At 37.5% G+C, this 13400-nt stretch carries 11 protein-coding genes and 1 pseudogene; 9 read left to right on the top strand and 3 right to left on the bottom strand.

All coding sequences use genetic code 11. From position 1 onward, the window contains the following. The first annotated feature begins 1 nt into the window (after position 1). The 8 genes from WH390_RS02855 (at position 2) to WH390_RS02820 (ending at position 9466) form a co-directional block, all read left to right on the top strand. The gene (locus WH390_RS02855) at positions 2-1000 is read left to right on the top strand and encodes a DNA polymerase III subunit delta' C-terminal domain-containing protein (RefSeq protein WP_032114614.1); all 999 of its coding nucleotides are present in this window, start codon (positions 2-4) and stop codon (positions 998-1000) included. 11 nt (positions 1001-1011) lie between these two features. After that, a complete protein-coding gene (locus WH390_RS02850) occupies positions 1012-1797 on the top strand; it encodes a metal-dependent hydrolase (RefSeq protein ID WP_032114613.1) in 786 nt (261 codons plus the stop codon). 38 nt (positions 1798-1835) lie between these two features. Next, a complete protein-coding gene (hinT, locus tag WH390_RS02845; protein WP_032114612.1) occupies positions 1836-2198 on the top strand; it encodes a purine nucleoside phosphoramidase in 363 nt (120 codons plus the stop codon). A gap of 152 nt (positions 2199-2350) precedes the next feature. After that, positions 2351-2926, top strand: a complete 576-nt coding sequence (lpoB, locus tag WH390_RS02840) for a penicillin-binding protein activator LpoB (RefSeq protein WP_032114611.1) — start codon at positions 2351-2353, stop codon at positions 2924-2926. After that, positions 2919-3779 carry a phosphotransferase gene (locus WH390_RS02835; RefSeq protein WP_052044797.1) on the top strand — a complete coding sequence of 287 codons (861 nt, stop codon included), beginning with the start codon at positions 2919-2921 and terminating at the stop codon, positions 3777-3779. Before lpoB ends, WH390_RS02835 begins: the two co-directional genes overlap by 8 nt. A 41-nt stretch (positions 3780-3820) precedes the next feature. Beyond that, on the top strand, positions 3821-4840 hold the full coding sequence (gene nagZ / locus WH390_RS02830; RefSeq protein ID WP_032114610.1) for a beta-N-acetylhexosaminidase: 1020 nt from the start codon (positions 3821-3823) through the stop codon (positions 4838-4840). Continuing rightward, entirely contained in the window at positions 4837-5373 is a 537-nt protein-coding gene (ycfP, locus tag WH390_RS02825) for an alpha/beta hydrolase YcfP (protein WP_032114804.1), read from the top strand. Before nagZ ends, ycfP begins: the two co-directional genes overlap by 4 nt. Before the next feature lie 253 nt (positions 5374-5626). Next, positions 5627-9466: a C80 family cysteine peptidase gene (locus WH390_RS02820; protein WP_406850676.1), complete on the top strand. Its 3840-nt coding sequence runs from the start codon at positions 5627-5629 to the stop codon at positions 9464-9466. A 107-nt stretch (positions 9467-9573) separates the two neighbouring features. Here WH390_RS02820 and sfnG read toward each other — a convergent pair whose 3' ends face one another. Both sfnG and WH390_RS02810 read right to left on the bottom strand, forming a co-directional pair. Continuing rightward, positions 9574-10668, bottom strand: a complete 1095-nt coding sequence (gene sfnG, locus WH390_RS02815) for a dimethylsulfone monooxygenase SfnG (RefSeq protein WP_032116648.1) — start codon at positions 10666-10668, stop codon at positions 9574-9576. A 198-nt stretch (positions 10669-10866) separates the two neighbouring features. Further along, positions 10867-11428, bottom strand: a pseudogene (locus WH390_RS02810) (recombinase family protein). Positions 11429-11534: 106 nt separating this feature from the next. On the opposite strand from WH390_RS02810, the gene WH390_RS02805 reads away from it, so the two are divergent. Beyond that, positions 11535-12185 carry a hypothetical protein gene (locus WH390_RS02805; RefSeq protein WP_406850675.1) on the top strand — a complete coding sequence of 217 codons (651 nt, stop codon included), beginning with the start codon at positions 11535-11537 and terminating at the stop codon, positions 12183-12185. 102 nt (positions 12186-12287) lie between these two features. Here WH390_RS02805 and WH390_RS02800 read toward each other — a convergent pair whose 3' ends face one another. Beyond that, complete coding sequence (locus tag WH390_RS02800) at positions 12288-13367, bottom strand: phage tail protein (RefSeq protein WP_148305615.1); 1080 nt, start codon at positions 13365-13367, stop codon at positions 12288-12290. Positions 13368-13400 lie beyond the last annotated feature (33 nt).

Genomic DNA, 13400 nt, shown 5'->3' with positions numbered 1-13400 from the left:
AATGAACTGGTATCCATGGTTAAATCATGCCTATAGACAGATAATTGCTTTCCATCAGAACAAGCAAGGACATCATGCATTGCTATTACATGCTAATGCTGGAATGGGAAGTGATTCACTCATTTATGCTATTAGCCGCTGGCTGATGTGCCAACAACCAGTGGGTATGAAAAGCTGTGGTAGCTGTCATAGCTGTCATAGCTGTCAACTGATGTTGGCAGGGACACATCCTGACTGGCATAAAATTACCGCTGACAAAGGTAAAAATACGATAGGTATTGAAAGTATTCGTTGTTTAACTGACTTTTTAGTTAGCCATGCACAGCAAGGTGGTGCGAAAGTTATTTGGTTTCCTGCGGTGGAAGCACTAACAGAAGCGGCTAGCAACGCATTATTGAAAACTTTAGAAGAGCCGACAGACAATACCTATTTTTTTTTAGAGTGTCGAGATCCAGCTTCATTGCTAGCCACGTTACGTAGTCGATGTTTTTATTATTACCTTTCAGTACCTGAGTGTAAAACCGCGATTTCATGGTTACAAAAACAAAAAATATCGTTAGCGCAAGTTGATATTGAAACGGCAATAAATCTGAATGCAGGTGCGCCTCTTGCCGCTTTAACACTGTTACAACCGGATAATTGGCTGAAAAGAAAGCAATTTTGCCAATCATTAATGCAGCATTTATCAACAAAGACACTTTTAAACTGGTTACCTGAATTGGATCAGCCAGACGCTGCCTGTCGGATCAGTTGGCTGATAAGCCTATTGTTGGATGCAGTAAAATATCAACAGCAAGCAGGTAATTATTGTGTCAATCAAGATCAGTCATCATTAATTACTAAATTGGCTGGCATCAACTCTGTAGACATCTTATTGAAGAGCGCTACTGAATGGCAAAATTGTCGCCATCAATTAATGTCAGTGATGGGATTGAATCAGGAACTACGATTGACATCTCAGTTAATCAACTGGCAAAACACCCTTCATCACCATAATTAAAAGAGTTTATTATGTTTTTAGTGGATTCACACTGTCATCTCGATTGTTTAGATTATAAGAATAAACATAAAGATATCGATGATGTTATCGTAAAAGCAGCGGCTAATGAGGTAAAATATATTTTGGCTGTTGCAACAACCCTGCCAGGCTTTATTAACATGAAAAAACAGATTGGTCAGCGTGACAATGTGGCCTTTTCTTGTGGCATACATCCGCTTGATCTCAATCAAGGTAATGATTTTGATGAACTGGCACGTTTAGCGTCAGGCGATGAAGTTGTTGCGTTAGGTGAAACCGGTTTGGATTATCACTACCAAAGTGAAAATGCTAAATTGCAACAAACATCTTTTCGTCAACATATTCGTATAGGTTGTCAATTAAAAAAACCTGTTATTGTCCATACACGAGCAGCCCAGCAAGACACATTAGCGATATTGAAAGAAGAACAGGTGGGTAATTGCGGTGGGGTTTTACACTGTTTCACGGAAGATGAGCCGATGGCTAAAACATTATTAGATTTAGGGCTTTATATCTCATTTTCCGGTATAGTGACATTTCGTAATGCCGAACAGATCCGCCAGGCTGCGCGTATGGTGCCTTTAGATCGTATTTTAATTGAAACTGATGCTCCTTACCTGGCGCCTGTTCCCCATCGCTGCCAAGAAAATCAACCCGCTTATGTAAGAGATGTAGCACAGTTTTTAGCCCAATTGAAAGGTATAGATATTGAAGAAATTGCGCGAGCTACTACACAAAATTTTTGTGATCTTTTTCATTTAACCATTAAACGTGATTAAGAAACTTGCATCTTCATAAAAATTTAAAGGATGAAATTATGGCAGCAGAAACGATTTTTAGTAAAATTATTCGCCGCGAAATCCCCGCTGATATTGTTTATCAAGATGATTTAGTGACGGCGTTTAGGGATATTGAACCACAGGCTCCGGTCCATATTTTAATTATTCCTAATATTTTGATCGCCACTATCAATGATGTAAAACCTGAGCATGAACAAACGTTAGGCCACATGATTACGGTTGCGGCAAAGATTGCTAAGCAGGAAAACATTGCTGATGATGGTTACCGTTTAATTATGAATTGTAACCAACATTCCGGCCAGGAAGTTTTCCATATTCATATGCATTTAGTGGGAGGTCATCCTTTAGGGCCGTTATTAACAAAAAAGATAGATAGATAAATTTTGTACCGTTATTTTGTTGATTTGTTATTAGAAAGACAAAAGTAATTTTTTGGTTAATATTTAATTATAAAGCAATTTAAATTGGTATTTTGGCGCAGGCTTTGTTATTCAGTTTACCTTGCAATTAAAGGTACACAGGAGAAGAGTAAATGAGACGTATTTTTCAACTTATGGTTGTGACATTCATATTAGTTGGTTGTTCATCGATAACGAGTAAAAAACCAGCACCTGTTATTACAATCGAACCGACTGAGCCTACCGAACAACCAACAACACCAACGTCTCCAGATACTGTACCGCAGCTACCAAAGGTAAAAACAGTAGATTGGTTAACAGCCGTGATTCCTTTAGCCCATCAATTGGTACAAGCTCAAGGGGTTGAGTCAGGCAAGGTGTTATTAATTGATTCAATAAAAAATAATACCAATATGTCAATTCAATCAATGCAAGCAACCGATGCGATTATTGAGGCGGTTAATAACCAAAATGTATTCAAATTAGTTCCACAAGATGTGGTGGCAAATGCACGTAAAGCACTGGGCTTATCTCAGGAAGACAGTTTAGTTACGCGGAGTAAGGCTATCGGCCTTGCGCGTTATGTGCAAGCTGACTATGTGCTTTATTCGGTCATTTCGGGCAATCAACAGCAAAGTGAAATTGAAATGCAGCTAATGGCAGCACAAACGGGTGAGATCCTCTGGTCGGGATCAAATCGCATTGAATAAAAAGAAAACACTTATTAACTTGTTATTACAAAAATATCCAGCAATAACTAGTGATAAGTGGCGAATTAAGGCGTTATCAGGAGCGAGCGGTGGAAGTTTTTACGCTGAAGCAACTGCCAATATTAAATTGATTGCGCGTTTTGCCGGAAAAGATCAGCGTTTATTAGGTATTAACCGGCAAAAAGAGCGTAAAATATTACACCAGCTTACTCAATTTGTTGCTGCTCCGAAGGTACTGGGAGGTGATAATGACTGGTTACTATTAGAATGGATGGAAGGTAAGGCCGTTATTGATACCGCATATTCTTTACTGGAATTATATCAACCATTAAGTCGGATACTCGCATCATTACATTCATCTCCATTATCTGGTTATTCACTGCATCTGAAACAACATTTAGCCAGTTACTGGTATCAAATTGATCGGCGCAGACTATCAGCTAATTGGTTAAATTTACATCATTTTTTTCAACATGCCTGCCAACCTAAAACCAGTAAAAAAGTACTTGCCCATCTTGATATTCATAGTGGAAACGTTTTATTGACTGATAACGGAACTTTGAGACTTTTGGATTGGGAGTATGCCGCTGATTGTGATTTGGCATTTGCTCTGGCAACGTTATTCGCGACAAATAGTTGGGAAGAAAATGTACAAAGTCAGTTTTTGCAACACTATTGTCAGCAATTGCATGCTTATAATGATTTTTATAAATTAAACCAGAAAGTGCTGTTATGGCAGCCTTGGGTTAATTATATGAGAATGATGTGGTATGAAGTCCGATGGATGCAGACAAAAGATCCACAATACATAGCGCTGGCTCAGCCTATTAGAATATGGTTTGGTTTGATCTGATAATAAATAGTAATTCAAAAAATGTATTAAGAGGATAATTTATGGGGCTAATTATATTAGATCTACAGGGATTTGAATTAGATGCTGAAGAACGTGAAATTCTACAGCATCCGCTGGTTGGCGGTATTATTCTCTTTACGCGCAATTATCATGATCCTGAGCAACTCAGAGAGCTAGTCCGCCAAATTCGCAATGCGACAGATAACCGTTTAATTATTGCTGTGGATCAAGAAGGTGGCCGTGTGCAGCGATTTCGAGACGGATTTACTGCGCTACCTGCGGCCCAATCTTTTGCCATGCTTAATGATCAGTATACGGCGGCTAATCTAGCGGAAGAAGCTGGTTGGTTGATGGCAGCAGAAATGATCGCGATGGATATTGATATTAGTTTCAGCCCTGTACTTGATATTGGACATAATTGTATAGCTATCGGTGATCGCTCTTTTCATCAACAACTAGATACGGCTGTTATTATGGCTGAGCGTTTTATTAAAGGCATGCATACGGCGGGAATGAAAACAACAGGTAAACATTTTCCCGGCCATGGTGCAGTTAGTAGTGATTCACATAAAGAAACACCGATTGATGATCGCTCGTTAACCATTATCCGCGCACATGATATGAAAATCTTTAGTTATTTTATTCAACGTCGTTTACTTGATGGCATTATGCCAGCTCATATCATCTATACTCAAATTGACGAACGACCGGCGAGTGCTTCGGCTTATTGGTTGAAGTCAGTTTTGCGCCAACAGCTAGGATTTAGCGGGACAATATTTTCTGATGATCTTTCGATGGAGGGAGCAGCGATGATGGGAGGATATCCTGAACGGGCACAGGCAGCACTTAATGCCGGCTGTGATAGGCTGCTTATTTGCAATAATCGTATGGGGGCGATTAGTGTATTAGATAGTTTACCAAACGCAAAATATAACCAAACGGTAGAGCTTTATCATCATGCGCAGCAATACTCTTTAGTTGAATTACAAAAAACATCACGCTGGCAAGCGGCGAATCTAGCATTAACGTCCTTGAGTGAAAAATGGCAGAGGCAATTATGATTATTTATTTACATGGCTTTGATTCAGATAGTCCTGGAAATCATGAAAAAATCATGCAATTACAATTTATTGATCCGGATGTGCGTCTTATCAGTTACAGTACACTATATCCACGGCATGATATGCAACACTTACTTAAAGAAGTCGATAAAAATATTCAAAGTATTAATCAAACACCAATTTTAATTTGTGGTGTTGGCTTAGGTGGTTTTTGGGCTGAACGGATAGGATTTTTGTGTAATATAAAACAATTGATGATTAACCCCAATTTATTTCCTTATGAAAATATGATAGGAAAAATTACCCGACCGGAAGAGTATTTAGACATCATGACCAAATGTGTGGATAATTTTCGCCAAAAGAACAAACATAACTGTATGCTAATATTATCTCGCCATGATGAACTTATTGATAGCCAAATAAGCGCTAATATTTTAAAACATTATTATCCTATAATTTGGGATGAAAAACAAAATCATAAATTTAAAGATTTGTCATGTCATCTAACCAAAATTAAATCATTTTACTATTAAATCTTATATTCTAATAACGTCATTTCTTTACTTAAAAAATATAATTTATCATATTTAAAATGATTGCTATTATAAAAATAACAGCATGAAGAATATATTATTTAATTAACGCTATTTTATATATAGACATAATTTCCCACCAAATTTTTATAGTTGATAACAAATGATTATTCGCTTTTATTTTAGCCAAGAGTTTGTTATTAATAACGCCTAAAATTTAAATAAAAAATAATGATATATAAGGTGATTTATTATGCCAAATATTATGAAGTATTTTTTTGATATTAGTTTTTCGCAAGATGATTATATTTATAATGAATTTGAAGATAAACTATTATTTATTTTTAATAAATTTGTTGCTACTAATGATAGCAATATTACTGAAGGGATCACCGGATTATGTGCAGCACTTAGTGCTGAATATTTAACGCATGTACGTCAAGGGAGGTTAGAACAAGGTAAACATTATTTGGAGAGTATCAAAGTTTTGACAAAAATCTTAGATGAAGAGATATATTCTCATACTTCCCCTTATTTGAAGGCCAACTTACAAGCGAAAAAACTTCATGCCCAAGAAAAAATTAATCGTTTATTAATTGATTTAGCAAATCGACAACGGGCATCATTTGATATGTTAGATATTGCTAGTTATGAACCAGCCTATTGGTATTGGCCGAAAAAAGAATCTACGGAAACATTAGCTAATTATATTGAAAGAGTGAGTGAATATGAAAATAATGTTCAAATTTTATATAAAGATAGATTTTGGTTTAAAGAATTTTTTCTTGAAACAGCACTCCAGGTAGATAATGAAAGTTATACTACCGAAGAAGTTAAATTTTTTGCTAATAATGCCCTTATCGCGCTTAAGAAAAAATATCTTGAAAAATATATTAATTATTACAATCAGCGAGGATTAAAGACTATTAATAATAGCCAAAAATACATTTTAAATGAGATTAATTTTGATGAATTTATTAAAACAAGTATAGATATTGAAGATATAGATAAAAATAAATATTTTGAATTTTGCTCAGAAGATCACATGATGGCGATTGTGATAGAGAAAAATAGGGAAACTAGAAAATTAACCTATGCATTTTTTGATCCCAATTATGGTGTTATACAAACGGATAATAAATATATTTTCATCCAATTTTTAAATTATATTGTAAAAATAAGAGATGACATTTATAGATTTCCTGGTTTCCAAAATGATACAGTTAATGTATTTATTTCTGAAATGGAATATGATGATTTAATAACAGAGCATGTCATTTTACCAGTAATAGATGAAAATTTAGTTAATATTACAACAAATAAAATTCTTTGTGAAAGCAGGGATAATTTTATTTTGGATAATAAAGTAAAGATAATTTTCAAACAATTTAATGATAATAATAGAACCACAACGATCGAATTAATTAGTGAAAAAAATCAACTAAAAAATATTAATATTGTGGTAGATACATTGGAAGCAGATGAAATATTAGCATTATTTACCAATCAATATGAAAATATTCTGCAATTATCAGAGAATAATATTCATATACGTATCAATAATCAAAATTATGAGATACGAAAAATTACTAATATAAGTGATATTATTTATTATTTACCAAATAGCAGAGAATTATTAGAGTTTTATCTCACTGTTCCTATTGCTAATTTTCCTTGCGAGCAATTACCTGTAAAATTATTTGAATTATATAATAATAAAGTTTTAGGTGATAAAGAACTTGAACCGCTTGAACAGTGGTGGAACCCGAAAATTAGTCCAGAACTGATTTCTCAGCAAAAGCAAACAGAATTAACTAAGTCACAGTTAGATGGTTCTAATGACTCGTATAACATTATTATCCAGTTGGAAGATGAAGAAATTGTTAATCAAGCGGTGGTAAATTTAATTGGTAAACATCCGACTAATACGGTGCTGATACAATATGATTTGGCAACTGATCAGTATCGAGTTATCTATGGTGATATGGATAAAGTGGCTGGCAAAAAAACGCGTTGGCTACTCGTCGGCCATGGCCGTTTAGATAAGCAGAGCAACCAACGACTGTTTGCTAATAAGAATGCTTATGACATTGTTGATAAATTAAAAAAATTAAAAGAAACGTTATTAGTTAGCAATGAACCAGAAAAAATTGTTTTGTTAGGTTGTAAACTAGGCAAGGATAATTTATTGGATAATTTTGCTTTAAATATCAGTCAGCAATTTTGGCACAAAGGTTTTAGCGCAACTGTAGTGGCCTATACCAAAGATTTATACATTAATGACAGTGGCCGTAAACAAGTTTATTTGGATGGTGAACAACATAAACAGCCGGCTAAATATTATAAGAATCGATATATAAAAGATAGTGCTAGTGGTGAAATAATGATTAATGGAGAAGCTTTAATATTATCTCTTTTACGGGAAATAAATTTAGCTGATATTTCTTTACCAAAGGCAGTAAATCGTTATCGTGACTACCTTAATCAATATTTTTATTACCCTAATGGCGAGCTGGATTTAGATTTGCTTAAAACGGTTGCTTACGATGGTGAAGCTTATCAAATTTTTATTGATAATTTTACCAGCGATGAAAGAATAAGCAATAATTACGATATTGGTGTATTAATTGATAATTTACATAAAAAAAATATTTACAATGTCCCTTTATGGTCAAAAATTAATACTGCTAATATAACAGCCGGATCATCACAAATATTAAATGAAAATGGCGCACAAATAATATTTCGTTTTTCTGGTGATAAAATATTTCGTCAGCAAGCTGAACTATTAGCTAAACAGTTACCAAAAAATACGTTCATTTTTCAGGTTGATAAATATTCAAATACAGCGATTATAGAATATGGTGAATTAAATAAACTCAATAATACTGAAATTAAAAAATGGATCTTATTAGGTGATATTGTTAACTACGATGAGCAATCTTTATTTGAAGGGCTATTATCAGCCAAATTAGTTGATGTTCTTGGCGAAATAAAGCTATTTTTGGGTTTAAATATTCCGGTAGAAGTCTGTTTTTTCTCTCAACAAGGGCTAGGTAAATTGGCTAACCCTTATGATCCAAGTGGTATGGCAAGTGAAACTGTAATCAATTTGGCAAGAAGAGCGATAAATAGTACAGTAACCACCTACCAAAATGAAAGTAGTAGCTTACTGTCATTATCGTCGGATGAATTGCATCAATATAATGTATTAACACACAACCCGCAAAAATTAAGTCGATTTGATTATAATATTGATACTAAGCAGCTTTATTTTAATCATATACCTATTGAACAATATTTATTAATGGACATTGTCACAAATAAAATAGATTTGAATACAAATAGCCATAAATATGGTTATCATTTACAAGGTTATTTAATGGATGAAAATGATCAATTAGATATTAATAAAATAAATCAGATTAAATATGATCCTATTATAAACAGAAAAGTAAATAGTTATTTCGAACAAAATAAATATATTGGTATTAATGCCTTAATCGAATGGCGTAATTTATTTTTGAATAATCAGTTGCCGACGATACAACAGCAAGCTTACGATATTAAAATATTATTAGAGAATATTGCTTATCGACCTCAGATTATTCATTATTTAAGTAGTTATTCAAATTATTTATTATCACAATTATTTTTCTACCCAAATGGAACGATAAATATGGCAAAAATAATGATGTTAATTCAGGATAATACATCATTAGAAAATTTAAAAATATCGTTAATGGAACTAGCTAGTATAGATAGACGCAGTAGCCTCAGTAAGTTAACTTTAAAGCAGGCATTAGTTAAAAGTCAACAATGGCATAACCACTATTTAAGTAATATAATAAGTTTAGCGAATAGAATTGATAAAAAATCGATTCCAACTTTTGATATAACCATAAATCCGATATCGCATGCTTTTTATTATGAAAAAAGTAATCGATTAGAGAAAAAATTATCATTATTATATGCTTATAATGAAAATAACACGGCAAGATTAAGTGAATTATTACAATATCATCATAGTTTATTAGCATTTTCTAACCAGCGGTTATTAACCGACCAAGATGATGCCGCGTGCGATATTTGAAGCCAAAATGTGCGATAAATGGTGAGCTACTTTTGTTTCCGTCAGTGCAACGGAATTACACTTTTATTTTTCATCAGAGCTACTTTGACCTACTTGGATAAGGCCTATTAAGGACTACGTTCTACGTCACGCTTGGCTTCCAGTTCACGTACTAGAGGAATGATGTGTTTACCAAAGAATTCTACCTCTTCCTGAAAATGCAGAAAGCCGAGTAGGATGAGATCTGCACCGGCATCTTTTAACGCAATAATTCGTTCGGCGATCTGCACCGGCGTTCCGATCAGATTACTACGAAATCCATCATTGTATTGAACGAGGTCTTCAAAGGATGATTTTGCCCAGTTTCCCTTTCCTTCGGGTGAAGCCTTCCCTGCATTTTTCACCTGATCGGCAAAGCCCTGCACAGCTTCGGGATTAGCCTTAGCGACAATTTCGTCAAGAACCGCTTTCGCCTCTTCTTCAGTCTGGCGGGCAATGGCAAAAGCATTCACCCCAATCTTGACGGAATGTCCGTTGGTCACGGCCTTGGCGCGGATATCATTGACCTGCTTTCTGATCTCCGCCGGAGTGTTACCATTGGTAAAGTACCAATCAGAGACACGGGCAGCCATGTCACGCGCCGCACGCGATGAACCGCCCTGAAAGATTTCTGGTTGCGGATCCACCGGCTTTGGTTTCATCGAATATTCGTTGAAACGATAAAAGTTACCTTTGAACGTAAAGCTATCTTCTGTCCAGATACCACGTATGGCTAGTATAAACTCCTCCGAACGACGATAACGCTCGTCATGATCGAGCCAAAGTTCACCGATAGCGGCAAACTCATCACGGAACCAACCACTGACAATATTCACTGCAACACGACCATTAGTCAGGTGACTGATCGTGGCGATCTGCTTAGCGGCTATGGCTGGATTCCATGGCCCGGGCAAGAGTGCGGCGATAACCTTCAGTTTGGTTGTTCCCGCCAGCAGTGCATGACTGAATGATACCGATTCATGCTGGTTGTCTGCACCGTAACTAGAGGTGAAGCGGATCTGGCTCAGCGCATAATCAAAGCCGTTGGCTTCTGCGATCTGTGCTAACTTGAGATTGTAATTGATATCCCAGCTAGTTCGCTGTTCGATATTACTGATAACAAGTCCCCCTGACACATTAGGAACCCAGTAAGCGAATTTCAGTTTATTGCATGTTTGGTTCATTATCCATCCCATTTGTGGTCGTGACTCAGATTTATTGATTCAATATATTCTATCATTTTTAAAAATAGACTATGGTGATACCGAATGCTATATTTGAAACTGAAATCTGTGATAAATCGTAAATCGCCGGCTATATCTGTTTCCGTTGAGTGTAACGTAACTAAATTGTTATGTTTCATCAGAGCCGTCTTGGCCTGTTCAAACGTTTTGATTCGCTGGACAATATTTGTAAATGCTCGCTAATGAAACTCCGTACAGTAATGCCAGCTGTTTTCTACTCTGACCGAACTCAAGTAATTTTTTAGCCTGCTCTTGCTGTGCAGAAGATAATGAGCAAGGTCTACCGCCGATACGTCCTCTGCTTCTCGCTGCGGCCAAACCTGCCTGAGTACGTTTAACAATCAGCTCTCGGCTCCATTTGCGCCAACGCACTCATCACATGAAAGAAAAAACGACCTGCTGACGAAGCAGTGTCGATAGAATCCGTCAAACTATGAAAATGAATACCTTCATCTTCCAGTTTGGATATTAAAGTAATCAAATGTTTAATGCTGCGACCCAGTCTATCCAGCTTCCAGACGACTAAGGTGTCACCCGATTTCAGTGCATTTAGCGCGCGTTTTAATCCGGGTCTCTGGTCTGTTTTTCCGCTGATTTTATCCTCAAAAATCTGCTCACAATTTGTACAAATGAGCGATTTTCGCTGTAAATCGGTGTTTTGGTCATTTTTTGACACCCTCATATAGCCTATTTTTGCCATTTTAGGACCTTATCCTCCCTCTGAAAGCCTTGTCATCGCTGGTTTTGGGCAAAATATTAGCTAAATTCCAGATTCAATAAAACCTTGGTTTGTTGGAAACGGTAGATTGTGCAAAAAATACGCTGGACAAACGTACTGGCGGCACCGTCAAGGGCGACATTATGTCACAGGGTACCCAAATCGGACTGAAGGGGATAACCGCAAGCATTTTATTCTCGCGAATGCTGATGGCAAAGTGCGCGCCTATATCTGGAAAGATAAGGGCGGTGATGGAATACACATCAATAACGGTATTGACGGTGGTGGTGAGTACGTTTTCCATAAAGATGGCGGTTTTTGTGCACCTTCTTCCGTGTATGCAGGAGCGGGAAGAATGGCCGCTGACGGCAATGTTGTCGGCAGCAAATGGGGAAATCAGTGGCTGGATGTTTACCTGAAAAATACCTTCCAGCCCAAAGGGACCTACGGTCAATCGAATACGGCAAAGCGCGAGGTCAACGGATGGTGGAAATGCGGGGACACGGGGGTGATTATCCAGTGGGCGAGATATGGAAAAGACAGAGGGGCAGGGACCTATGATTTCCCGCTGCCCATGAAGTTTCTCAAAGCAGGATTGCTCTGTATCGGCTATGTTGATACTGCGATTAACGCTTGGGGCGATAATCAGTCCCAGTCAGCCCATCTGGTCGATAACGCGACCGTCAGGGTGACGATAGATAACGGTCTTGAAAGCGTCGTTCTAGCGATTGGTTTCTGAAAGAGGATTTGGCGAGTGAATATCCGGCACACTGCTAAACCGTGTCGATATCGGCACCACGCCAGATATTGTGCGGCCGGAAGCTCCGAAAAGATAAAAACTTTATGCTGCCCTGACAATGTAGTTAAACGCGACATTTCGCGGCCTTGTTTCTGAAGCGGTTCTCAAACCAGACTGAAAACTGGCTGAGCAATCAACAGCGAATACGCCGCTGGTTCCTCCAGTAATGCTACTACTGGCCATTCTTCTTCCCATTTTGAAAATCCCACTGGCTGATGATTGACCGACAAACTGAATGCCGGTTATGTTTCCAGTGAAATTTTGAAGGGTATCACCTTGTACGCTTAATATTTTGCGTCCGTTATCCACTTTTCGTCCTGCATCCCAGCCCCGAATAAATTCGCCACGTAAATCAGGGAGTTTCCCTGATGGATAAGCGAGTGCCAACAGTGGGTATTCTTTCTTATTAAAGCTCTCACCATTGCATATACGCCAACCTGACGGAGGCGTTTCAGTAGGCCAAGGCAGAGGAACGCCGACAGGGATTTCGACACGCAATACTTCTGGCGTAACAGCATGAACATCGGTGGCGGTTAATTTTACATCCTGAATCAGGGTTTTGCCGTTAATTTTACGCTGACTAGGTGTTGCATTTTTAGCCAGATTTACTGTTTCTAACAAACCAAGGTTTTCTAAAAATTTATTTTTGTCTGGGATGTCAGCGCCGTTGTCATTTTTTGCCAGTTTCTGACTCAACAGTTGCATGACGTTTTCAGCAAATTTGGGGTTATTGCTAATCGCTTGCGCCAGCTTGTTCAGCGTATCTAAATCGGAAGGCGCATGGTCGACCACCGCATTAAGTCTATCATTGACAATTTTCACCGCTTTAGGGGTTGCGGCTTCCGTTTCACTGCTGCTCTGATTGGCATTGCTGAGCTTGACAAAACCTTTTTCACTTACGCTGGCATCCGGGTGATTTCGGGAGCGCGTATGCGCCGTTAACGCCGCTTCGGCCGCTTTTAATTGCTGCTTTAACCAGGCGGTACGATTCGCCAGTTCACGCGTAGGTCGGTTGGTGATACCGTCTGGCCCACCCAATACCGGGTCGGAGGTCTCTATCTGGTAGATACCGTCCTCCCAGGCAGCCGTTTCTTTTAAATAACTCATGTCATCGTTCTCCATCGGGCTGGATCCCCTCGTGGGCGGATTGTTAGT

This window comes from Candidatus Arsenophonus nilaparvatae, assembly GCF_045346035.1.
Taxonomy (GTDB): Bacteria; Pseudomonadota; Gammaproteobacteria; order Enterobacterales; family Enterobacteriaceae; genus Arsenophonus; species Arsenophonus nilaparvatae.
Note: the sequence above shows the minus strand (reverse complement) of the source record. Positions and strands in the feature narration are given on the sequence as shown.